Consider the following 23,996-nt stretch of genomic DNA (forward strand, 5'->3'; position numbering starts at 1 on the left):
TCAGTTCACCGGATTGATCTTGAATCCAGCTCGATACTCAGCGATGTGCTTCTCGCGCTGCTCCGCCGTCATTCCCCGCAGCAGAACGATCGGGCTCTGGATGATGTTGCCGCGAACATGGTCGAGCGTCCACATGTTGCGGTCGTCGAACCGCAGATGCGGTTGCGGCACCAGCGTCTTGCCGTCGCTGCGCACAAAACCGAGATCCTTGATGCAATCGGCCAGATCCCAGCCGTGGTAGCACTCCTCCCACTCGCGGCGTCCGCTGAAGCGCCCCATGGCCGGCGTCGGCCGCCCTTCGTATTCCGAGGCGAACGCTACCTTGTGGGTCCAGTGGCACAACTCCGAGCAATAGGTGTACAGCTGCCCGTCCACTTCGTCGACCACGAAGTCTTCCCGGATCAGGCACGGCACCAGGCAACTCCAGCAGCGGTGCGGGTACACATAACCGTTCTCCTGGTCGAACAGCATGTTGGTTTCGCCAGGCACGCTCTTCTTCGCGTACCACTTCCAGTAGTCGCCGAACTCGGCGTACCAGCCCGGGTACTTGTGCTCGAACCACTCGAAGTCCTTTTCGGTCTGCGCCTCGATACGCCAGAAGTTGACCGGCCAGCCCACGGAGAAGAACTGTGCGACCTTATGGACGTAATTCTTCTTGACCAGCCGGTCCCAGGCAGCCGCAACGTCATCGTGGTGAATCTTGATGCCGTATTTCTCCAGCGGCAGCATGTACGTACGGTAGTAATCCTCATAGATCCACCGGTGCCACAACTCGGCGTACGATTCCTTGTTCTTGTCCCGGTCGGTGGTGCCGTATTCAATGAATGTACCGATTGCCGCATCGACAATGGCGTGGTTTTGCCAGAAGGCGTAGCGAAGGTCACGCTCCAGCAAAAGATGATTGTCCGGATCATTGATGACCGACATCACCAGCGAATGGCCATTGCCGATATGCCGGCTTTCGTCGGACTGCACCGAGAGGAACACGGTCGGCAACGCATAGTCGCCGTTGCGCGCGGCTTCCGACGGCATGGCGACAAACAGCGTGTTGGTGAACGCCGTTTCCGCGACCACTTGCAGGAACACGTTCGCCGCGGTGACGGCGTCACCCGTGAGGAACCCTTCGGCAAACTGACGACCGATAGTGGTCGCATAGCACTTGCCGAATGCCGCCTCCGTTATATCGAACCCGGCCGGGTCGATATAGTTCTCCATGTACCACTTCTTGAGGTTCATCTGGATGGTCGAGTGGCGGAACTCGTCGACCATCTGCATGGTGAAGCCTGTGCGCAGTTCTTCACCGGGTGCGAGGCGGCCGAGCATCGCCATCGAACGCGCCGCCGAGATTTCCGGGAACGGAATGATCGCGAGGAACAACTTCATCCACTCGACCCAACGCGGCTGGACGTTGCGGAACATGTCGCCGCGCAACGCCGCGTCAAGCGCACCGTAGACGCGGTTATCCTTCTCCTCCTGCATCGGAAAATAGGAGCGCAGCACCTGTTTCATCGGGTCGCGTGGCGCCTTGCTGATCTTGTAGTCCGTCGGGAAGGTCATCGCTTCCTGAACGTAACTGGGCGTCCAGCCGAGATCGGCGACACGGCGTGCCGCCTCGCCGATGCTGATCCCGCGCTGAGACGTGATCTTGTTGAGGGTTAATCCATCAGACATTGAGCTCTCCTTTTTCATTTCACGAGTCACCGTCGTATTTCAACGTCGTGTTTCATCGTCATAGGGCGGCGTTACGGGCAGGGGCCGATTGATGCCACGGCCAGAGTCAACAATCAACAACACGGGCCAGAGGTCACGGTCGCGAACAAAAATTGGTGCGTGAATGCTGAACAGACTGGTGTTCCGGTCTAGTCTTCACGATCCATGCCTCCTGTCTTTTTTCTTGTACTTCGGATCATCGACACTTGGGTCTTGATCTGTACTCGTAGAGCGATTAGCGTGCCAACGAGGCTCATGTTCCGCCTCATAAGGCTGTGCGGTACATAGAGTCATTTGCGCAAGACGCCGGCGCCGAATTCTGTTTTGTTATGCGACATTCGCATTCAGCGGATCTGTCCGATATTGGGACGCTGCTGGCCGCCACGTGCTGGTGTTCAAAAGATGTCCGGCAACGAAGCAGAAGCACTGTGCAATCCTCCTATCAATCAGGATGCCGAATCATTTATATGAATACAGAAAAGACGGTCTTGGTTGCAGCCTTCGCCATTCACCTGCCGCGACATCGACGCCAGATCGACTACCCTTGAGCCTCGATACACGACCACCTACAACCCCAGGCCTCCACGCTTGTCGCCCGTATAGATCACGCTCTGCGTTTCATCACCATTAGGCTTCCTTTCGGCGATGAAACGCGCGGCGAGGACCAGGGCCCCCATCGCAAAGTCCTTGCCGTAAGCTGCGATCATTTCGTCGCCGATCGCTCCAAGCCGCTCGAAGAACTGATCCTTTGAGAGGTGTTCACTGGTCATGGTTGTCTCCGTCTTTATGTAATGAGTGTTGCCCGCCCCTTCACAGCGGACTGCCAAAATGAAACAGCGCCTCCGGCAACGACACCAGGCCAATCTCACCGGCCTCCGTGCCCATTGCCAGCCGTCCACCATCGGGCGACCAGGCGATGGCACTGACAGGACTGCCGTCAGCCCCTTTGACGAATAGAACATCAGTGCCGCCCGGCTGGCACAGCAGTACCGCGCCATTGTGGTAACCAACGGCAATCAACGGATGGGTGGGATGGCAAGCCACCTGAGTGACCGGGGTCTTGCCCGCAATGCCGCATTCCCGCGGCTGGCCGTCGCTGCCGGGCGGGTCGAATCGCCAGCAAACGGCCCGCAAACCACCGCTCGTGACCAACACCCGGCCGTCCACCGAAAACGATAGCGACCGGGGTTGCCCGGGATAACCGCCCATCTCTATGTCGTCGCCGTCCGGCAACCGCCATCCGTGCAGAGCGTTCTCCTCCATGCCGCTCACGACATAGCGGCCGTCGCGACTCCATGCAACGCTTCGGTGATAGCCGGGCCATCCCAACAAGCGGGGAACATGGGTGTCCATCGGCCATAACGTGACTCCGCCGTGATGTGCGATCGCCAACTGATCGCCGGTGGTGTTGAAAGCAAGAGCGGTTGCCGAACCCGCTAGCGCGAGGCTCGCCGGCTTGGCTCCCATCCAGTGAACCCGGCGGCCGGTTGCATAGGCCCGACCGCCCGCGCTCGTTGCCACGAGATCGATCCACTCACCGTTGACATCGACGAGGATATCGCTCGTGCCGTCCGCCTTCAGATGGACCAGCCGGCCGTCGTCCCCACCGCTGAGAAAACCTCCTTCAGGATCGGCGGCAAGTGCCAGGCAGGTGCCGTCATGCACACTGAAGCGAGCCACTGGCGCCGGGGGTTCCCGCGCCTGCACGAACTCGACGCCACCACTCTGCCGTGGCTTGAGCGCCGGCCCGCCGGGCCACTCACCCACCGCGAGCGCCACCGTGCCGTCACCCAGCGCAAAGCCCGCATGGCGTCCCGCAACGTCCCACGCAAGCGCGACAACGGGAGCCTCCGTCACCCAACGGGCCCCAAGCAATTCGATCAAAGACGGCGGCGCATTCATGGGTCGGTCTTGCAGTGCCCGATACTCTCCCGCAATCCACGCCTGTCGAGATTGCGGCCGATAAACACCAGCCTGCTATCGCGTACTTCGTCCAGTCGCCACGGCCGGTCGAAATCCGTATCCATGGTCATATGTACCCCCTGGAACACGAAGCGGCGATCCGATCCCGCCAGGTCAACGATCCCCTTGGCTCTCAACAGATCCTGGCCTTGCTCGACCACCAGTTGCTGCAGCCACGAAAGGAAGCGGCTGCGTTCCAGAGGCTTCTCGACGCGCAGCGACACGCAATCTATGCCATGGCTATGACGTCCGGGACCAACGGATATATGGCGAAAGGGCCGTTCATCAGGGGCCGGCTCATCTGTATCCTCGACTGAGTTGGCGAGATGCAGGCGCTTGAGATCGAACGCACCTCGATCGAGTAGTGAAGCCAATGGCACCGCGCAGCGGACACTGCGCACCAACTCCGCTGTCGGGTTGATTCCGCATATGGCCGCCTCTGCCGAGGCCAGACCCGTTGCATCGACAAGATCGGTCTTGTTAAGCAGTACGATATCTGCCTGCGCCAGTTGCTCCGCGGCCTCACGGCTGTCGGCGAGACACGCTTTCAGGTGCAACGCATCGGCCACGCAGATCACGCTGTCGAGCCGGGTGCGCTGACGGATGAGATCGTCGACAAAGAATGTCTGAACCACCGGTGCGGGGTCCGCCAATCCCGACATCTCGATCAGGATCCCGTCGAAGCCGCCCTTGCGCTTGATTAGTCCCGAGACTACGCGAATCAGGTCGCCGCGCACCTTGCAGCATACGCAGCCGTTATTGAGCTCGATTACCTCGTCTTCAGCGCCCACCACCAGGCCACCGTCGATACCGAGTTCGCCGTATTCGTTGACGATCACCGCGTAACGCCGGCCGTGCTGCTCGCGCAGTATGCGATTGAGCAGCGTGGTTTTGCCTGCGCCGAGAAACCCGGTAAGAACAGCGACCGGAATTCGATTCATTGAAGATCTCCGGGTTTCCTGCCGGACTCGGTTGTGTCGAAATTCGCCAGCTCGTTCTCAAGCCAGTCACGCTCGGCTTCAATAGCCAGCAACTCGTTTTCCGATGCGTCCAGCCGCGCCCGCAATTGCACAATGTCGTGCGTCCGCTCGGGCGTGGCGCCTTCGCGCTTCTCGCACGCCAGCGCGCATGCCAACTCGATCTCGGCGCCCGCGCAGCGATTTTCGCCGCGCAAGTAACGGGAATTCACCTCGGTCAATGCAATGACCAGGCGCACGCGTTCGGGAATCGGCATTGGATTTTGCTGCGGCGCCACGGCGCTCTCCCTGGTCGGATCCATCGTTATGGAATCAGCACCGCGCGGCCCCTTACCTTGCCATGATGCAGGTCCTTGAGCGCCTGGTTCGCCTCGCTCAAACGGTATTCCTTCGTCGCCAGATGAACGAGTCCGCGATCGGCCAGCGCCATCAACTCGACCAGCTCGGGATAGGTGCCCACCAGATTGCCGACAATGGTTTTCTCGCTGGTGATCATGTCGATAGTCGGCAACTCGATCTTCCCGCCATAACCGACGATGTAATAGAACCCCGCGTTGCGCGTCATGGCAAGGCCGTTGGCGACCGCGTCGCCTTCGCCGACAAAGTCGATGACTGCCTCCGCGCCATTACCGCTGGTCAACTCGAGCACGCTTTGCACTTCGTCGCCGCCGCCCTTGACCGTATGATCCGCACCGCATTCCTTAGCCAGTTGCAACGCGGTTTCCGAGCGGTCGACCACGATGATTTCGGCAGCGCAAAGGGCCTTCAATACCTGGATGCCGATATGCCCCAGGCCTCCGGCGCCAATCACGACGGCGAACTGGCCGGGTAGCAAGTGGCGCGACGCCTTCTTGGCAGCACGGTAAGCGGTTAATCCGGCATCGGTATAGGGCGCGACATCCTTGGGCGCCAGCGACTTGGGCAGCTTGATCAGCGACCGTTCGCCGGTCAGGAGGTATTCGGCATAACCGCCATTGGCATTGATGCCCGGGAAACTGCTGTCGGTTGAATGCATGTCGTCGCCGCGCCGGCACGCCAGGCAGTAACCGCTTGTCACGAGCGGATGGCAGATCACCGCGTCGCCCACCTTGACGCTCTCGACGGCGGAGCCGACTGCCTCGACCCAGCCGGCGTTTTCGTGGCCCATGATGTAGGGCAAGACCACGTCGACCTTGCTGCGCCAAATGCCTTCGACAACGTGCAGGTCCGTGCGGCAGACACCCGCACCGCCAATCCGCACGATCACGTCGGTGGGCCGCCCGATCTTCGGATCAGGGACCTCCTCATAACGCACGAACTCGTCACGGCTCAATGATTCATCGTACTGATGCAGCACGGCAGCTTTCACGTTTCGTCTCCTTATCGTGGCTTGCATGGGAACTTGCCGGCCTTGGATGTTGCGGGCAGGCATGCCAGTTCTTCCAACGCGTTTTTATCGCTTTCGTTTATGCAATCTCCATGCCGATGAGACGCACTCCTTCAGAACGGGCCCTTGGCGCCTGACAGACAAAAGGAATTGGGTGGATTGGTAGCGGCCCCGGCCGATTTGGGAATTCGACCACTGTCGCAGAATCGGACGCTTGATCGCGCGGCGGCGACCGTACCTGTCGCGAAATGAGACATATGCACTGCGAGGATTTTCTCCGGCCTCTCGTCGACTGGCATCCTCGCGGGAGGGTTTAGCGCATTGCGTTATACACAAGCCAACTGAGTCTTGAAGAATCAATGATTTATGAACGGCCGTTTTGGAGACCTTCAGCCTGGCTTCTGTCCGACCTTTGCACGGAACGCCTTTGGTTATGGGCTTCCCAGCGCGTTGCTCAATGAATAGGCGAAAGTTGTGTATAACGCAGTGAGCCCTCCGGAACCATCGTAAAGACCGTGGACCCTGGGCTCCAAATCCCAGGCGGCGAGCGGAATCAGAAACCCTTGCGCAGCAAAAGAACCCCACACGCCACGTTTCACGCAATTGCCCTGCTTATTGAGCTGCCGGAGCAGCGCTGATCAGGTCGACCAAAACGCGTGTGCCCGGAATGACCGAAGCGGACGCCTCAGGCGGATTTGTCTGTACGATAAACGAGGCGCCGGTTGTATCGACCAAAGTGATAAAGCCGTTTTGGTTATCGACGTGCGCTACGCGCGCGATGGTCTGGTCGCCGTTGGGCGAAGGCGGAACAACAGGCGGGGATGAATCCAGTACAGTGAGACGAACCGTTCGGTTTGCACTGCCGACTACTTTGGTACCGGCCTTCAGTTTATCGAGGCCCTGCACATTCGCGCCGACCTGGAATGACTCCCTGATCCCCGCGTCGTTAATAACGGTAACGGTACGCGTATTTGTGTTTACTGACTGAACCTTGCCGCTAACTTGAACCGTAGTGGTTGCATTGAAAATGGTAGCCGAAAAAGCATTCGATAACGCCATCGTATAAGCGATTGCAACAATGGCTTGCTTAAGGATTTTTATAGAAATGAACTTCATAATGACGCTCCTGCTGGACAAATGAGAACGGCTCGTGCGATGCACGTTGTAACCGCATAAGCGCTTTAAAATGCTTGCCGAGTTTGTCTTTGGAGAGGTTCCCTGTCAACCCATCTCGTTACACAGAAGTCGCAAACTCGTACCGAAGCACGTAAGACAGGTACGTTGCAGGAATTGCGATGCCAGGGGTTGTGAAAACGATGACGGACTCGCATTTACTCTCGAATTTCGGGTACACGTAAACGACAAGTCGGGGGTCTAGGGTAGAAGAGGAATTTGAAGCGTTGGATCTAGGCGATCCGAGACTGGATCAACGAGCGAAGGCATTGTTGAAGCGCCTGGCGGCGAAGCCGAGCAAGAGCATTCGGGGCGCTTGCGATAGCTGGGGTGAAACGTCGGAGCCTATTGTTTTCCGGGCAATCCGAAAATTGATTGGAGCGAGGTAATGGCGCCGCATTGGCAATGCACGGCGGCCCAGATGCGAAGCTGCGAGGTGGTGCTATGCATTGCCGGCACGAATCGTGGGTCTAACGCGTGAGCCTATCGGATTTCCCTGGCCACGCTCTGCAACTGCTTGAAAGCGCGATACCGCGCCTCGTGCAGTGCCGCTATGTTGCCTGCGTCCGGCTCGTAGGTCTTGCTGATGTGCGACATCGTGGTCATCGCCGAGCGCACGTTGTCGAACAGGCCGCCGGCCACGCCGCCCAGCATCGCGGCGCCCAGCAGGACGGGCTCTTCCGCCTGCGTGGCAAGCACGGGCTTTCCCGTTGCGTCGGCGAGCAGTTGCCGAACGAGATCGAGCCGCCCCGCGCCGCCGCTGATGACCACCCGCTCGATCGGGGCGCCGGCCAGGGTCTGCGCTTCGATGATCTGGCGAAGGCCGTAACCGATACTGCAAATGCCCGCAACGTAAAGCGCGACCAGGCTATTCAGGTCATTCTCCATTCCAAGGCCCGCAATCACGGCTCGCGCCTGGGGGTCGGCCAGCGGCGCACGGTTGCCCAGGAACTCCGGAACAATATGCAAGCCCTTGGCCAGCAACACGGCCCCCGACAAACTGTCTGCCGTCTCCACCGCGAGACCGGCGAGCATGACGGCCAGGGATTGGCCCGCTTGCTCCGCTTGTTCTCGGGCATCGGGCGTCGCGGGATGCATCGAAAGGAGTTGTTCGATCGCGGCGCCCGCCACCGATTGCCCACCCTCGTTGAGCCATGCATCCGGCACCATCGCCGAAAAATAAGGTCCCCACACGCCGGGTACGAAGACCGGACTCCGGGTCGTGGTCATCGTGCACGATGAGGTGCCGAAGACGTACGCGAGGTTGGACTCGGGGTCACCATCGGCGCCAACCGTGCCTATTCCGCCGGCATGGGCATCGATCACGCCTGTTGCGACCGGCGTACCGGCTCGCAGGCCGAGCTCGGCGGCCGCATGCGCTGTTAGCCCGCTCCCCAACGGCGTTCCCGGGTCGACAACAGACTGGCCGATGCGCGCAAACGCCTCGTCCGCCAGCACACCGAGACCGACGCTGCGGAAGTAACTTTCGTCCCAGCGCCGTTCGTGCGCCAGATAGGTCCATTTGCAGGTGACCGTGCAGGTGGAGCGGGACAGATCCCCGGTCGCGCGCCAGGTCAGGAAGTCGGTCAGATCGAAGAACTGCCATGCCGCCGCGAAGACGCTCGGCTTGTTCTCAAGGAGCCACAGCAGTTTCGGTGTCTCCATTTCCGGCGAGATCTTGCCGCCGACAAATTTCAGCACCTCGTGGCCCGTGGCGTTGATGCGCTCCGCCTGCGCCACGGCGCGGTGATCCATCCAGACGATGATGTCGCGTTCGGCCTGGTCGGAGGGCCCCACGGGCAACGGCTGCCCGCCCTCACCCAGCACGACGAGCGAGCAGGTGGCGTCGAACCCGATACCCGCGACCTGATCGGGCGATACCGCGGCCTGCGACAGCGCGTCCTTCACGGATTGGCAGACGGCGTTCCAGATCTCGCTGCTCGACTGTTCGACGATGGAGCCGGTTGCGTGGAACAAGGTGATGTCACGTTTTGCCGAGGCCATCATGCGGCCGGCAAGGTCGAAGATTCCGGCCCGGGCGCTCCCCGTGCCCACGTCCACGCCGACGACATAACGCACACCACGCGTGCTATCTGTCGCTAGGGAAGTCGGGGTTTCTAAGGTCATAGCTCACTGCCTGCTCAATGCCGTTATGGAAGGCGTTTCTGATAGAAGGCGAACTGCATCGGGTACAAACCGGACTCGCCCCTGTCACGCGTTTCAGAGATCAACGCTGTTTGGAAGGATCACGAGATCGCGGATGGTCACGTTGCGCGGCCGCGTCAACATGAAGAGTACCGCGTCGGCGACCTCCTTGGGCTGCATCAGGCTGCCCGAGGCGAGCGCTTCGTCCATCTTCGCCTTCGGCCAGTCGTCAAGCAGCGCTGTTACGACCGGGCCTGGGGCCACTGCGCCCACCCGCACGCCATGTTTGGAGAGCTGGCGCCGGATCGTGTGGACGAAGGCCTGCACCGCGAATTTGGAGGCGGTGTAGACCGGCTCCCACACGACGGGGACGATGCCCGCGATGGAACTGGTGAAAATAATGTCGCCCGATTTCTGCGCGACCATGTGCGGCAGCACGGCGTGGACCGATCGGAACGCGGCGTTGATGTTGAGGTTCAACATGCGATCCCACTCGTCCGGATTTCCGTCCAGCACGTCACCGCCCACGTACGCGCCGGCATTGGCATGGAAGATATCGAGGCCGCCGGCGAGGTCGAGGATCTTTGGCAACAGTGCGGAAACTTCCGCCGGCTGCAACAAATCCACGGTCAGTGGCAACGCGTTTGGCCCCAGTTCCGTGCAGAGTTGGGCGAGCCTGTCCTCGGCGCGGTCGATCAGAACGACCTTCGCACCTTCCGCCAGCAGTGTGCGCGCGCACTCAAGGCCGATACCCGATGCTGCGCCCGTGATGGCGGCGACCTTTCCCTTCATCATGTCAGTCATTTTGTAATCCTAAGTTACTGTAAATTACGCACGGCCATGCGAGACGCGAGACTGCCGGGCGAGCGAGTCGACGATCACCGCGATCGCCAGCACCGCGCCGGTAATCATGAAGCGCAGCGACGACGACAGGTTCAGCAGCGTCAGGCCGCTGGCAATCGACTGGATCACGATAATCCCCAGCACCGCCGAATACGCACTGCCGCGGCCGCCGAAGAGGCTGGTCCCGCCGATCACCGCCGCTGCAATGGCGTTCAGGTTCACGTCGCCGCTGCCGGCCTGCTGGCTGGCCGAGGCAAGGCGTGCCGCAGTCAGCACGCCGCCGAGCGCGGCGAAACTGGCGCACAGCACAAAGGCGCTGGTGTAGATGGCACTGACATTGATGCCTGCGCGCCGCGCGGCCTCGTGATTGCCACCGACCGCGTTCATCGACCGGCCCCATCGCGTCCTCTTGAGCGCATAGTCCATCGCGACCGCGAGGCCAAGGAATACACCGAACATCAGAGGCACGCCTCGTCCCTGGTTAAGGTAGGCAACTACAAGCTCCAAAAGCACGGTGATGGCAAGGCTGCGCACGAGCAAGCTACCCACCGAGGGCGCAGAGAGATTGGACGCCCGGCGGCGCTCACGCGTGCGCAACCCGAGCAGCATCATCACGGCGCCCGGCGCCAGCGCGAGGAGATATGAAACGGCGGCGGGGATGATGATGAGTTGGCCGAGGTTCACCAGCGTCGAGTCGTAGGGCAAGTTGATCGACCCGGTGGCGCCCAGGACGTATAACTGCATCCCTAGAATCGCGAGCAGCCCTGCCAGCGTCGCGACGAAGCTCGGCATGCCGAGCCGGTTGAGCAGCAGCGCGTATAGGGCGCCGACCAGCGCGCCCACCGCGATGGCGACGACAATGGCGAGCAACACCGGCCAGCCGTGATTGACCCAGAGCATACCTACCAGGGCCGACGCGAAGCCGCTCATCGAACCCACTGACAGGTCGATCTGCCCGACCATCAGCACGCAGACAATGCCCAGCGAGATCACGCCGACCGTCGAGCAGTCGAACAGCAAATTCACCAGGTTGTTGGCCGAGAGGAACACCGGGTTCAGGCTGGTGAACACGGTCCAGATGATGATCAGGCCCGCGATGACCGGCAAAGATCCCAGGTCGCCCGAGCGCACCCGTTCGACGAAGGCGGAAACGGCGCCGCCGACTCCGGCGGCGTGCTTGACGCGGACATCGCCCCGGTCGAGCAGCGTGGACGGCGGCGGGTCTTGCGTTTCGCGTTGCGGGGCGCCTTGCATTTCATTGCTCATGATCGTTCCTTGGGTCTAGGCGCTCTGTTCGGCCTGGCGGCGGCCGGCGCGGCGCGACACCGCGTTCTCGGTGGCGCCGGTGATCGCCGCGACCAGCTCTTGATTCGAGGAGTCGGGATAGAAAACGCCGTTATTGCGGCCGAGCCGCAGCACTACGATCCGGTCCGCCACGGCGCGCACGTCCTCCATGTTGTGGCTGATCATGATCACCGCGTGACCGCGGTCGCGCACCCGCTCGATCAGGTTCAGCACCTCGGCGGTCTGGGCCACGCCCAGCGCCGCCGTCGGCTCATCGAGCATGATCAGCTTTGGGTCGAGCAGCAGCGAGCGGGCGATCGCCACGGTCTGGCGCTGGCCGCCCGATAACGAGGCGACCACGTCGCGCACGCTCGGAATGCGGGCTGACAGCTCGTTCAGCAGCGTCCAGGCCTTGACCTCCATGGCGACCTCGTCGAGACGCAGCGGATTCAGCTCGCGCCCGAGGTAGATGTTCGCGACGACATCGAGGTTTTCGCACAGAGCAAGGTCCTGGAACACCGTGGCAATGCCGAGATCGAGCGCCGCGGCCGGATTGGACAGCGTGACCTCCTTGCCGCCGAAAGTGATCGTGCCGGTGCTGGGTTGATGGACGCCGGCGAGCACCTTCACCAGCGTCGATTTCCCCGCCCCGTTGTCGCCCACCAGGGCGACCACTTCGCCGGCGTGCACGTCGAGCTCGATGTCCGTCAGGGCTGAGACCGCTCCGAAGTGCTTCGAGACGCCGCGCAGGCTCAGCACCAGTTCGCCGCGCGTGGACCGGGTTGTGGAGTTGTCAGTCATGGGACGGATACCTCGTTAAAAGTGGATGGACTCGGCACGAGCCGGATCCCGTCCAGCATCGCTGCCGGACCAGTTCGCGCGCGTTCAGTTCGTGATGCCCAGTTTCTTGCACCCGTCGGCGTAGCGGTCGGTGCACAGCTCCTTGGCGCTCGCGAACCCCTTGTCGACGACCTCCGCCTTGAGGTTCTTCGCCGTGATGACCGCCGGCTTGAAGAGCTGCGACGGCGTGTTGAAGAGCGTCGTTTCAGCCTTCGGGGATTGGCCCGACAGGAAGCCGACAGCCACCTTCGCCGCTGCGGCCGCGACGATCTCGCTCGGCTTCAGGATCGTGTTGTACTCGTCGCCTGCGATGATCAACTGGAGTCCCGCGAGCGTCGCGTCATTGCCGGTCACTGGCGGCACCGGGTTGACGCCGGCTGCCTTGAAGGCCGCGACGGCCCCGCCGCCCGTGCCGTCGTTGGCGGCCACGACACCGACAATCTGCGACCCGAAGCGTGTGATCTGCCCGCTGACCCACTGCTGGGCCTTCGGCGGCGCCCAGTCCGGCGTGTCGTACTCAGCCAGCGTCTTGTAGCCGCTGCCCGCCAAGCCGGCGTGGATGCCCTTCTTGATCAGCCCCGCAGCCGCGTCGGTCGGCGAACCGTTGACCTCGAGCACACCGCCCTTGGCTGTCGGTACGCCCGTGTCTTTCAGGTGCTGGACGAGCGACTGCGCGATGGACTTGCCAATGCCTTCGTTGTCGAACGACACGTAGTAGTTGGCCGGCGTTGAAGGCACGGGCCGGTCATAGGCGATCACCTTGATACCCTGGCCCTGCGCCATATGAACCAAAGACGCGGCAGCAGTGGAGTCCACCGGGTCGAGGACGATCACCTTCGCACCTTGCGCGATCACCGAGTTGAACTGCTGCTGCTGCGTCGCGACGTCGGCATTGGCGTTCTGGTAGAGCACCTTGCAGTCGGGACAGAGCTTGGCCATCTCGGCCTTGAAGCCGGGAAAGTCGTGCTGTTCATAGCGCGTCGATGCCTGGTCAGGCATCAGAAAGGCGACCGTGCCACTGGGTGCGGCCAGCGCCGCCGTGCTGCTTATCAAGTTCAAGCTCAGGCTCAGCACGCTGGCGCCGATCAGTTGGTTCGAAAGTCTGGTCATCGAATGTCTCCGTTTTTTTAAAAAATTCCGGCGCAGATGCTGCCGTGCTTGGGCTTCGGGTGAGGCTTCTAAGTGCAGAGCGTGCGCGTGCGCTTCTACTTCCTTAGCGCAGATACAGGGCACTCGTTGCGTGGTAATTAATATACTTGGTACTACACAATACATCCGTTCAGTCCACGCAAAAACGTTGGCTACGTCATGGAAGAACCTGTTAAATCCTTGGCAAACTACAAAGACGAGCTTGCGTCGCGCGATGCTGCGTTGGCGCCGCTTTCAGCGATCACCGGCGAAAACACGCGCTAGCCGAACGCTTCCAGGGCGTGCTCAGCGTCAGGCGATTCAGTCGCGCTGGCAGCGTTGAGCTGTTGATATGCCCTCCATCGCGACGGCGACATGTCCTTGAGCAACAGGAACTGGCGATTAAAATTCGAGAGATTATTAAAGCCGACCTGATAGCAGATATCGGTGATAGTCAGTTCGCCCGACATCAGCAATTGGCATGCGAGGTTAATGCGCAGCCGGTTTACGTACTGCACAAATGGCACGCCGGTATGGCGGCGGAAATATCGCGAAAAGGCGCTGGCGCTTTGTCCCGCGAGTTCGGCCAGCTCCGTTTCGCGCAACTCCTGCGACAGGTTCTTGCCAATATAAGAAAGCACATGATTGATGCGCGTCTCGGCATAGCGAGCCGGGTCCGCACGATAAGCGGCGCTCGCGAGCTTGACTTGTTCTGCGCTGTGCACGAGCAAGTCGAGCAACTCAAGAAACAACGTGACGCGCCGCATGCCTTGCGCGCCCAGCATCTCGCGCATGATCGGTTCGGCGGCTGCGCCCGTTTTCGGTGTGAACAGCACACCCCAACGCGATGCATCGAGTAAGGACTCCACGCACTTGAGTTCCGGGAAGACCTTGATGGCGTTAGCGACGACCTCGGCATCGAATTGGAGGATAAGACAGCGTTCATCCACACGCTCGCCCGGCGACACATTGCTGACCCAGTTATGCGGCAGATTCGTCCCTGTCATCACGAGATTGCCGGGCGCGAAATTGCCGATGTAATCGCCTACGAAGTATTTGCCCGTCGTCGATGTAATGACCTGAATTTCGTATTCGGGATGGAAGTGCCAGCGCACCGTGCGATACGGATAACCATGCGACCAGACCTTGAACGACTCATCGCGCGGGACGGCGACCAGTTCCAGGTCCGGCTGGACAATGTTGGCGCGTCGGGCGTCCGTGCGCGCCGCGCGGCAATAGCCGCAGGTTCCGCATCGACACGCCGTGGCACTCGGAATGGTGTCCATCTGTCCTCCTCCTGACCCGCTTTTTTTTGGAGCGTTCGCATAAACCGCATTGCGCCACGCCATGTGTGCAAGTTAGCCCTGTCGCCGATATTTCACCACTGAAATTGAAACCGAAAACTGATACTAATTTGCATTCGGGTAAGTCCGTAGGGCGTCGAGAGTCAACTTTTGTGCAACGCAGCAGCTTGACGAGCGGTTCGCGTTGTCCCGGTCGATGGGGTGTTGGAGTGTGTTCGGTGGGTCTGTTGCCGGCACTCATGGCCGCGCAAAATAAGGCGCATACGCTTGAGGCGGCAACGCCTGCGAGCGTCGCGCGAACGCGCGCCGACTGCGCGAGAGCGGGCATGGAAACTCATGTTGATGATCGTGCGGTGAATGACCCGACACCCTGGCTGACTCAAGTTCGGCCTAAGCCGGCAGGCAGTCGCTCATTGACCTTTGGGGTGGCCGCCATGCTCTGCTGAACTGCCATTCACCACGCATCGTCCGCGAGCGTCTGGTTCCCGCTTCAACGAAGGTCCTCCGCCCCCGAAGAGCCATCGGCCAAGTCCGTTTTAACGACGGCCTCCGAGCATGCAACGGTCGCTCAAGCAACGGACAAGTGCCGAATCAACAGAGATAATCACCTTCTTCGAGACGTGAATACACGAGGCGTTCGCCCGACTCACGTCCGTGGAATCCCGGAAGAGACGGCGCCCCGTGCATCCCAGTACGGCAGCTCGCCGAACTTCTCGGCAAAGAAATCTATGAACGAGCGGACTTTCGACGAAACGGTCTTCTTCCTGGGATAGACGGCCCATATGGAGGCTTCTTGCGGCGTGGGTTGAACGTCCCAAGCCGGGCACACGTTCGTGAGACGACCCTCATCGAGTGGTTCATACGCGAGCCATGTGGGCAAGACAGCGACGCCAAGGCCACTCTCTGTTGCCGACATCAGCGCATCAATATCGTTGAGGGTGAGGCGTCCAGTGACCAAGGTCTTTTGCCAATCCGCAGGCGGACCGCCCCGCTCCCTGGCATACCAGGAATGACTCGCGGATCGCGAGAACAGTAAGCATGTGTGGGCCTTTAATGCAGCAGGAGCGGTCGGCATTCCGTTTGCTTTAATGTATGCAGGCGCCGCACACGCCACGTGCCTCTGCGCGGCAAGGCGGCGACCCATCAATGACGAGTCTTCCAGTTCACCTATCCGAATGCCGAGATCGATCTGCGACTCGATAAGATTGAGTACATCGTCGGTGAGGATTGCATCCACGTCGATATCTCTAAACCGCTCCATGAATTCGCCAAGGTGAGGCATCACATGCTTTCGACCGAAAGACAACGGCATTGTCACGCGCAATACGCCAGAGGGACTGAGATTGAGCGACGAAGTCGCCTCTCTCGCATCTTTCAATTGCGTCAACACCTCTGAAATTTTCGCATAGAAGACCTTGCCCCCTTCGGTTAGAGACAAACCTCTGGTCGATCTGTTGAACAGCGCAATTCGGAGATCCGCCTCAAGTTCGCCAAGGTGTCGTGAAGCGGTTGATGTCTTGATGGATAGTTCCTGGGCAGCACGGGTAAGACTGCCCAACTCGGCCGCACGCACGAATGTCCGAACCGCTGCAAAATAATCCATTGAAGAAATCCAAGGTAAGGATACGGGGACGAGCGACGCCTTCACTGCGGCGAAACCTTCTTGCCGATGAGGGCATGCGACCCAATGATATCCGTATCCCTTACCAGGACTAAAGCTCGATGCGGCCGCCCCCCGATCGCTCATTGCGTTGCTCGTCGCTGCATGGCGATGAATGACCGGGAATAATCAGCAAGGCAGATAAGCAAAACAAGAAGGATGTTCCGCACCCTTTGAACCCGATCACGCCTGCTGCGCCCCGGCGCAAAACGCGACCACCGTGAGCATATGAAGTCTCGACGTCGACAGATCGGCACCGTTCACAGCCGATTTATCGATGATGTTGTTGTACAACGGCGTTCCGAGCCCGATGCTGATCCCCACGCGGCGTCTTCCAAAGCAAGTGCCGAACGCACGTCGGTTCTACTGTGAACCATCCCGCCAGCGCACTGCGGCCCGCCGCGGCTTGGGCGCGCGGGCGAGCCTTCATGCCCCCCAGCAACGAGGGGTCCAATGCGACTGCGAGCCGCGTTACTTCGCGAAGCGGATGTCAAGAGCACGGAGATAGGTTTGCAGGCCGGCATCCTGGATAGGAATCAGTCTTGCGTCCTCTCCGGACTCGTTGATGTGTGCGTGCCAATACCCGGGCGGCGTAACGAAGGCCAGGCCCGGAGCCCAGTCAACGCGCGTGGCATCGGCGATGTTGCCCTCGGTGTCCAACTCCGTGCCGACGAGCGAGTAGCATCCTTTAGGGCAGTCGATAATGAAATCGAGCGCAATTGACTGATGGCGGTGTGGCTTTTGAATCGAATTCCCTGGCAGCAGACCGAACATGGCCCAAAGAACGTGCGTCACGGTGCGGGTTTGGGGAAAGTGCACATTGGCCAGCAGCACGGATATCCGGCTGCGAAGGCCCGCATTAGCTTCATTCGCAATTTTTTGAAGCTCGGCCTCGGCGCGATCAGCGGGATACAAAGTCGGTTCAAATCGCGGAGAAACGGAGTCAACGCCCAAATAGGTCATCAACGGTGCGTCGCTCACGTAGTACATCGCCACGTCTTCGCTGGCGGTAATGGCGGATTCGAGACCACCGGGCAAGGAAAAAAAGGCGCCTTTCGTGAATGGAATCTTGTGCTCGCCTTGTACAGCCGAGCCCGACCCGCGAATAACATAGAAAATTTGCGAGGTAGCCAATGGGTCGAGACGAAGACAGTCCCCTGCGAGGACTCGCACAAAGTTCGCGATAAGTCCGGGGCCCGTTGCGGGCGCCGGGCACCCGAGTTCGCCAGAGAGGTCCAAAGGCACGATGCGCGTCGGCCCATCCGAATAGAGTTCAGCCGGAAATGTTTTGAATGGGACGCGCGAAATCAGTTTCGCGCCAATCGGATTCGCTGCCTTCGTGTATTCAAAGTATTGCGCATCGGCGGTGACGCTCGTGTCGTCCGCCAGGGTCGCCGCATCAGTATGATCAAGCATGGTCTGCTCCTGTGAAGTGACTGGATTCGCTTCGCTGTGTTGTTTAAGTCGCGAAGCAGTGACCGAAATTTACGGCTGGAGCCGCCGCTTCGGTAGACCCGTTGGCGCAAATGAGTTTTCAGGTTTGGGGGGCAACCCGGACCCGAGAGTTGTGCTTTCAGAAAGAACGCGGCAAACGACCGACAACGAAAAAGCATGCGAACGATCGCCCTTCTCGTTGAGGCGTGCTGACACATTGCCAAGGGACTTTCTCAGTCCTTCCAGTTGTTTAAGCACGGATCGCGGAAACGAGCGAACGACTCGTCACCGTGGAGGAGCGGACGTTCAATCACTAGGGGATGAGCAGCGGAAAGTGGCCGACGGCTACCTGCGGGCACTGATGCCGGAAAGCTGCCCTTCACCGACATGCGCGGCCTGAAAGGCGCGCGCTTTTGGCGAACGTTGGGAACCGCGGCTCTCGTTCATTCGTCGGGCCATCGATTACCATAATTGAATGGCGTATTCTCCAGTTGCAGCGGACATCCGGACGCATTCGCAACGCTCGACTTAAGACTATCGGGACTAGTACCGAGCGGACGCCCGCAAACAAAAAGACAGTTGAGCGGCTTGAGGCGCGGGACAGCGCCCGGCTCGCGCACTGGTGGAATTACCGCGCGTTCATTTCGTCGTATAGCCGCCGTTGACCAAGATGGTCTGCCCAGTGATCCACCATCCATCGCTCACCAGATGACGAATGAAGGGCACCACGTCTTCGATATCGGTGAGACCCGTGTTAGAGAATTTCGACAGCGCCGCGGCCGTCCTGTGATACGCCACGGCATCGGCACCTTCCGCGGGATAAAAGAAAGGCGTATCCATGGGACCCGGCCCAACGGCCGTCACCGATATGCCGCGTTCGCCGAACTCCTTTGCCGCTGCGCGAGTGAAGTGCTCGACGGGCGCCTTGGTGCCCGCGTACGCTGCATAGAAGGGCGTGAACGCGCCAAGCAGTGAGGTTACAAGCGTCACGACCTTACCGTTGTCGTTGACGTGCTTGCCAGCCTCGCGCAGGAAAAAGAACGCGGCTTTAGAATTTACGGCACTCATCGCATCGTATTCGGCTTCGCTGATTTCCGTGAACGGCTTCTTCAGAACCTTGCCCACCGTGTTGATCGCGATATCCGGCCGTCCCACGGCGGCAACGACCTCAGAAAACAACTGTTCCATCGCCTTCGCCTGCGTGAGATCCGCTTGGAACGCGACGCCTTCCGCGCCGGCTGCCTTGATCGCGGCGATCGTGTTGTCCGCGTCGGACTTGGAGTTTGCGCTGTTGTAGTGAATCGCTACCGCTCTTGCGCCGTGCCTGGCCAGATCGCGCGCGACCAACCCGCCAAGATTCTTTGCCCCACCCGCAATCAGAACAGTTTTGCCCGCAATGCTGTGGTCTGCCATGACATTTCTCCGTTCTCGCGGTTGCGAATTGCAGCCGCGTCTTCAGCTAATGGTACAGTGCAGAAAAATCGTATAAAGCACCTTATCCTGACAGCACTAGACAGAATTCCCGACTAATTCACGAGCGACGGTTGCGCATCATTGCGCATGAGCGCCTGGGCTGTTCGAGCATGGACCGTATCGATCTCTTTCGAATCTTCGCGCGGGTTGTCGAGTGCGCCAACTTCACGCGCGCCGCGGATACCTTAGGCATGCCGCGCTCCTCGGTGTCAGCCGCGGTCCAGGAACTCGAGGGCCGACTCGGCACGCGCTTGCTACACCGGACGACACGGAAGGTCTCGACCACGCATGACGGCTCTGCACTCTACGAACGCTGCTTGCCTCTGATCGCGGATATGGAGGACACCGAGAACCTTTTTCGCCTTGCAAGCGGTACGCCTGGCGGCAAACTACGGGTCGACATGCCCGGTCGCATCGGCCGCTTGATCGTCGCGCCCGCGTTGCCCGATTTTCTGGACCGCTATCCCCAGATAGATATCGAGATCGGCGTGACGGATCGGGCCGTTGATCTTGTCGAGGAGCGTGTCGACTGCGCGTTACGCGTGGGTGCGCTAAGCGACTCGGAGTTGTTTGCGCGGGCGGTGGGGGATTTGCCTCTCATCAACGTGGCCAGCCCGGCATATCTCGCACGCCATGGCGTGCCGCAGAGCCCCGGCGACCTTGATGATCACTGGATGGTCGGCTATACGTCGCCGTCCAACGCACGGGTTGCTCCATGGGAATGGATGGAAAACGGCGCGCGGCAAACGATGCCGCTCAAGAAACGGGTGGGCGTGAATAACGTGGAGGCGTACATCGCGTGCTGTCTCTCGGGCATCGGCCTGATTCAGATTCCCGCCTATGACGTGCAAGCGTATCTGCGCGCGGGTGAACTTGTCGAGGTCTTGCCTTTATATCGGGCGGCGTCCATGCCGATGACGCTGCTTTATCCTCATCGGCAGCATCTGTCCCGGCGCTTCCACGTGTTCGCCGATTGGCTCGAAGCGTTGCTCAAGGCGACTTGTATCCGATCCGCCTAGATATCGGGCAACGGCGGCGCAAGCGCGTCGGCATCCGCGATCACCACGCTACGACGCGCAACGCACTGCTGGCTTGTTCCTGTGACCGTTGTAGCTTGATTGCGGTGGTGCAGGGTTGATGACCCAAAGTAGGTCATGAAGAGGCAGTCGTACCTGCCTGAGCGCCGCCGTTCGCATGGACTGCAATGAACGCCGGTCCAACGCCCCCCGGTAACGAGCGTTCGACAATCGTGCTATTGCGAGAACTCGTCTTGGCCCTCTCAGGCTGAGTCACAGACTGACCGGTCTCCTTCATGGCTGCTATTAAGCCCGCTCTTCAGCGGTTAAAAAATTTAAATTTGTTTCTGCTGCCGATATGCTGAACTAAAGTTCAGGAATCTTCATACCCCGTACGAACCGGTCCAGGCGTCCTGCCGGCCATGCAGGCAAATCGCAAGAAATGTGAAGCAACTACATACCTGTGCCCCAATTTATCGAAAATATTGGCGTTAATCCGGCATATCTGTGAGCGAAGCAATAGCGATCATGGACTCAAAACGAGGGGCAAAGTGATGTCAGCACAACCATCGAATATGCCGGAATTGACGGAAGCCCTGTCGCGCACACTTGCGGTGGCCGAGTTTTCTCCCGACGGTATCCTGGTGGCAGCGAACGGCAATTATCGAACGCTCCTTGGATACGAAGATGACGCGATACTCGGGCGTACTCACCGCTCGTTCTGTGACCCGTCATACGCCGCCTCGAACGCATACACCGAATTCTGGCAATCTCTGGTGAACGGTCACCCGCTGATCGGCGCCATTTGCGAGCGTCAGCGGCGTGACGGCAGCCCATGCTGGCTCGGCGCGACATTTACGCCCCTATTCGATTCACAGCAGCGAGTGCATCGCATCGTCAAGGTCGCACTCGACATAACTGAACGCCAGCAACAATGGCTTAGCCAGAACGAGCATGCGCGGCAACTCGCCCTGGTCGCCGATACGACTGACTCAGGCGTCGTCATCGTCGACAACGACGGGAGCATCCACTACGTCAATGCCGGGTTCATCAGGATGTTCGGCTGGGGCCCGGATGAAATCGCCGGCCGTACACCGGCTGCTCTGCTGGGATCACGCCTTTCTGAAGCGTTTATCCAGCCATTCCGGGCAGAACTGATGGCGGGAACCACGGTACGCCGCGAGGAGATCCTGACGGGCAAGAACGGCCAGCGATCCTGGGTAAATGTCGTGGTAAATCCGATCCGGGATCTGGACGGGAACCTGAGCAAGACCATTTCAGTTCTTACCGACATCACTCACGTCAAGATGTATGAAGTATTACAGCAGCGCGCCCTGGAGGCGATGGCCCGCGAAGAGCCATTGCAGCAGGTGCTCAACATGGTGTGCCTCGAAATCGAGCGCATTCTGCCGGACGTAACAGCATCAATTCAGATGCTCGATGATCAAGGCCATCTGCAGCCGTTGGCCAGCCCCAGTCTCCCGCCTGAATATTGGCAACTGTTCGAGAACTGCAAAATAGGACCCGAAGCGGGATCTTGCGGGACCGCTGCATACCGGGGAGAACCGGTCTGGACCCCCGACATTGCAACCGATCCGCTATGGGACGAGTGGCGGCATATGGTGTTGCCAATGGGCTACACGGCCTGCTGGTCAACGCCTATCCTGTCGAGCGATCGCCAGGTCATGGGCACCTTCGCTTTCTACTATCGGAAGGCCGTGGAGCCCGATTCCTTCCAGCAGCAAGTCATTACGGCTTGCGTTCATCTGTGCATGGTGGCGTTCGAGCGGGAGCGCGCGCGACAGCGCATTCAGCAACTGGCCTTTTACGACAGCCTGACCGGCCTGCCTAATCGCCGGATGTTGTTAGAAAGATCCAACCACGAAATTACCAAGTCGATCGGAAAATCCGAGCAGTTAGCGGTCCTCTTCATTGACCTGGATCGCTTCAAGCAGATCAATGATTCGATGGGACGCGCGGCAGGAGACGAACTCCTGCGGGAAATGGCGAATCGAATCCGAACGCAGTTTCCGGCTTCAGATCTCATCAGCAGGCTCTCGGGCGATGAATTCGTGGCCGTGCTACCCAGGTGTAGTGACGGGGTACTCCTGGCAGCGGTAACGCAATTGCAGGAAACGCTATCGCAACCGTGCAGGCTGGCCGAGACACGCCTGATGCCGTCTGCCACGATCGGAATTGCCGTCTTCCCGGCCGATGGCCGCAATATGGAAGCTCTTCTGCAGTGTGCCGAAATGGCGATGTACCAGGCAAAGACTGCCGGGAGAGGTCAATATGGTTTTTTCAATGGTCAAATGAGCCTGCTTGCTCAGAAGAAAATTTCACTTGAAGCGGCACTACGCGACGCTATTCGGACCGGAAGCCTGTGCTTGCACTATCAACCGCAGGTCAGCCTCGAAGATCGGCACCTCTACGGCGTAGAGGCGCTTGCCCGATGGTTTCACCCCGAACTGGGCATGATCCCACCTTCTCAATTTATACCGCTTGCGGAGGAATGCGGCCTGACCGCGGAACTGGGGCGCTGGGTCTTGCATGAAGCTTGCCGGCAGTTGGGCGAGTGGCAATCTCGGGGGCTGACGGTACCATCGGTATCGATCAACCTCTCCCCGACCAGTTTTCGCGACCTGGATTTACCACAAACAATTGCACGAACCCTCGAGGATCACGCTCTCCCCGCTGAGAAACTCACTTTGGAAGTGACCGAGGGCGTGCTGCTTGAGGCCAACTCCGGGGTGCTCAAAACCATCAAGGAAGTGACTGCCTTGGGAGTACGGTTGTCCGTGGATGATTTCGGCACGGGCTACTCCAGCCTCAGCTACCTACGCCGTCTCCCCGTCAGCGAACTCAAGCTGGACCGCAGTTTTGTCGCGGACCTGGCACACGACAAGGCAGCCAGCGCATTGAGCGCCGCAATCATGGGAATCGGCCAAAGCCTTAACCTGACCTTGATAGCCGAAGGCGTAGAAACAGAGGAGCAGTCCCGGATTCTGGCGGAGCAAGGATATGGCATTGCTCAAGGCTATCTATTCTCACCGGCTCTGCCACCAAAGGAATTCGAGCACTGGCTTGAACAAGTGACCGGGTCGATCACAGCAGCATGATACTTGCCATGTCCGCTGGCAAGCGTGGACCCATGTCGGTAGATGGCTGAACTGAGACGGTTCCAAGACCTGTGGCTACAATAAGAGCAATGACAAAGTCGATCACTCGAGCACCCTTCGCAGGGCAGTTGACTCAGACATGCACTCGTTGACAATCCTCGTGCGTTCGTCGTCCGCCTATGCCGGTGAATACCGAAAGATACTGAGCTACCATGAGATACCGCCCTCTCCCATTGCGAAAGACGAACTCTTTGTCTCAGGGAACCGTCACCGGTTGAGGTCGAGAACGTCGTACTCGATCATGGCGGCAAGATGTTTCGCCAAACGCTTCTCCGGTGACACGCGCGGCTTGTCGACGAATGATCAGAAGAAGAAAATCAACGCCGGAGCCAGTATCACTAGCCTATAGGAGGGATGCCGTGTCGCCAAAAAGCAGTGAGCCCGATAAAACGTTTTTCAAAGGCCTGTTATGGTTCGTTGCATTGTGGTTGCTTGGATTCGCCGGGACAGCGCTACTCGTGCTCCCGTTCCATCTTATGGTCGCGGCAGCAATGCATCACTA

General features: G+C 59.7%; 20 protein-coding genes. 3 read left to right on the forward strand and 17 right to left on the reverse strand.

Annotated features, from left to right (window positions below; translation table 11 throughout):
- The 7 genes from ACSQ36_RS27435 to ACSQ36_RS27465 all read right to left on the reverse strand — a co-directional run bounded on the left by ACSQ36_RS27435 (position 1) and on the right by ACSQ36_RS27465 (position 7,131).
- Entirely contained in the window at positions 1-1,671 is a 1,671-nt protein-coding gene (locus ACSQ36_RS27435) for an aromatic/alkene/methane monooxygenase hydroxylase/oxygenase subunit alpha (protein WP_436184400.1), read from the reverse strand.
- Between the two features lie 605 nt (positions 1,672-2,276).
- Positions 2,277-2,480: a hypothetical protein gene (locus ACSQ36_RS27440; protein WP_436184401.1), complete on the reverse strand. Its 204-nt coding sequence runs from the start codon at positions 2,478-2,480 to the stop codon at positions 2,277-2,279.
- A 40-nt stretch (positions 2,481-2,520) separates the two neighbouring features.
- Complete coding sequence (locus tag ACSQ36_RS27445) at positions 2,521-3,612, reverse strand: WD40 repeat domain-containing protein (RefSeq protein WP_436184402.1); 1,092 nt, start codon at positions 3,610-3,612, stop codon at positions 2,521-2,523.
- The gene (locus ACSQ36_RS27450; protein ID WP_436184403.1) at positions 3,609-4,613 is read right to left on the reverse strand and encodes a CobW family GTP-binding protein; all 1,005 of its coding nucleotides are present in this window, start codon (positions 4,611-4,613) and stop codon (positions 3,609-3,611) included. The genes ACSQ36_RS27445 and ACSQ36_RS27450 overlap by 4 nt, the downstream gene beginning before the upstream one ends.
- Complete coding sequence (locus ACSQ36_RS27455; protein ID WP_436184404.1) at positions 4,610-4,927, reverse strand: hypothetical protein; 318 nt, start codon at positions 4,925-4,927, stop codon at positions 4,610-4,612. Before ACSQ36_RS27455 ends, ACSQ36_RS27450 begins: the two co-directional genes overlap by 4 nt.
- Before the next feature lie 26 nt (positions 4,928-4,953).
- Positions 4,954-5,997, reverse strand: coding sequence for an NAD(P)-dependent alcohol dehydrogenase (locus ACSQ36_RS27460; protein ID WP_213765380.1), 1,044 nt, complete (start codon positions 5,995-5,997; stop codon positions 4,954-4,956).
- A gap of 630 nt (positions 5,998-6,627) precedes the next feature.
- The gene (locus ACSQ36_RS27465) at positions 6,628-7,131 is read right to left on the reverse strand and encodes a hypothetical protein (protein ID WP_436184405.1); all 504 of its coding nucleotides are present in this window, start codon (positions 7,129-7,131) and stop codon (positions 6,628-6,630) included.
- Positions 7,132-7,415: 284 nt separating this feature from the next.
- Here ACSQ36_RS27465 and ACSQ36_RS27470 point away from each other — a divergent pair, with 284 nt between their 5' ends.
- Positions 7,416-7,577 carry an IS4/Tn5 family transposase DNA-binding protein gene (locus ACSQ36_RS27470; RefSeq protein ID WP_213765382.1) on the forward strand — a complete coding sequence of 54 codons (162 nt, stop codon included), beginning with the start codon at positions 7,416-7,418 and terminating at the stop codon, positions 7,575-7,577.
- Positions 7,578-7,671: 94 nt separating this feature from the next.
- Here ACSQ36_RS27470 and ACSQ36_RS27475 read toward each other — a convergent pair whose 3' ends face one another.
- From ACSQ36_RS27475 to ACSQ36_RS27520, 10 genes are all read right to left on the reverse strand, one after another.
- Positions 7,672-9,315 (reverse strand): FGGY-family carbohydrate kinase, encoded by a 1,644-nt coding sequence (locus tag ACSQ36_RS27475; protein ID WP_436184406.1) that lies wholly within the window; start codon positions 9,313-9,315, stop codon positions 7,672-7,674.
- A 93-nt stretch (positions 9,316-9,408) separates the two neighbouring features.
- On the reverse strand, positions 9,409-10,137 hold the full coding sequence (locus tag ACSQ36_RS27480; RefSeq protein ID WP_436184407.1) for an SDR family oxidoreductase: 729 nt from the start codon (positions 10,135-10,137) through the stop codon (positions 9,409-9,411).
- Between the two features lie 24 nt (positions 10,138-10,161).
- On the reverse strand, positions 10,162-11,442 hold the full coding sequence (locus ACSQ36_RS27485) for a sugar ABC transporter permease (protein ID WP_436184408.1): 1,281 nt from the start codon (positions 11,440-11,442) through the stop codon (positions 10,162-10,164).
- Between the two features lie 15 nt (positions 11,443-11,457).
- Positions 11,458-12,261 (reverse strand): ATP-binding cassette domain-containing protein, encoded by an 804-nt coding sequence (locus ACSQ36_RS27490; RefSeq protein ID WP_436184409.1) that lies wholly within the window; start codon positions 12,259-12,261, stop codon positions 11,458-11,460.
- Positions 12,262-12,345: 84 nt separating this feature from the next.
- Complete coding sequence (locus ACSQ36_RS27495; RefSeq protein ID WP_213765387.1) at positions 12,346-13,410, reverse strand: ABC transporter substrate-binding protein; 1,065 nt, start codon at positions 13,408-13,410, stop codon at positions 12,346-12,348.
- 299 nt (positions 13,411-13,709) lie between these two features.
- Positions 13,710-14,714: a helix-turn-helix domain-containing protein gene (locus tag ACSQ36_RS27500; RefSeq protein ID WP_436184410.1), complete on the reverse strand. Its 1,005-nt coding sequence runs from the start codon at positions 14,712-14,714 to the stop codon at positions 13,710-13,712.
- Positions 14,715-15,378: 664 nt separating this feature from the next.
- Positions 15,379-16,479: a LysR family transcriptional regulator gene (locus ACSQ36_RS27505; protein WP_436184411.1), complete on the reverse strand. Its 1,101-nt coding sequence runs from the start codon at positions 16,477-16,479 to the stop codon at positions 15,379-15,381.
- A 96-nt stretch (positions 16,480-16,575) separates the two neighbouring features.
- On the reverse strand, positions 16,576-16,716 hold the full coding sequence (locus ACSQ36_RS27510; RefSeq protein ID WP_436184412.1) for a hypothetical protein: 141 nt from the start codon (positions 16,714-16,716) through the stop codon (positions 16,576-16,578).
- Positions 16,717-16,863: 147 nt separating this feature from the next.
- Complete coding sequence (locus tag ACSQ36_RS27515) at positions 16,864-17,808, reverse strand: cupin (protein WP_436184413.1); 945 nt, start codon at positions 17,806-17,808, stop codon at positions 16,864-16,866.
- Positions 17,809-18,465: 657 nt separating this feature from the next.
- Positions 18,466-19,239 (reverse strand): SDR family oxidoreductase, encoded by a 774-nt coding sequence (locus ACSQ36_RS27520; RefSeq protein ID WP_436184414.1) that lies wholly within the window; start codon positions 19,237-19,239, stop codon positions 18,466-18,468.
- A 170-nt stretch (positions 19,240-19,409) separates the two neighbouring features.
- Between ACSQ36_RS27520 and ACSQ36_RS27525 the strand changes: the two genes are divergently transcribed.
- Positions 19,410-20,318: a LysR family transcriptional regulator gene (locus tag ACSQ36_RS27525; protein WP_436184959.1), complete on the forward strand. Its 909-nt coding sequence runs from the start codon at positions 19,410-19,412 to the stop codon at positions 20,316-20,318.
- A gap of 551 nt (positions 20,319-20,869) precedes the next feature.
- Positions 20,870-23,434, forward strand: a complete 2,565-nt coding sequence (locus tag ACSQ36_RS27530; RefSeq protein WP_436184415.1) for a bifunctional diguanylate cyclase/phosphodiesterase — start codon at positions 20,870-20,872, stop codon at positions 23,432-23,434.
- The last annotated feature ends 562 nt before the right edge of the window (positions 23,435-23,996 follow it).

Source organism: Caballeronia sp. LjRoot34, assembly GCF_964253815.1.
Classification (GTDB): domain Bacteria; phylum Pseudomonadota; class Gammaproteobacteria; order Burkholderiales; family Burkholderiaceae; genus Caballeronia.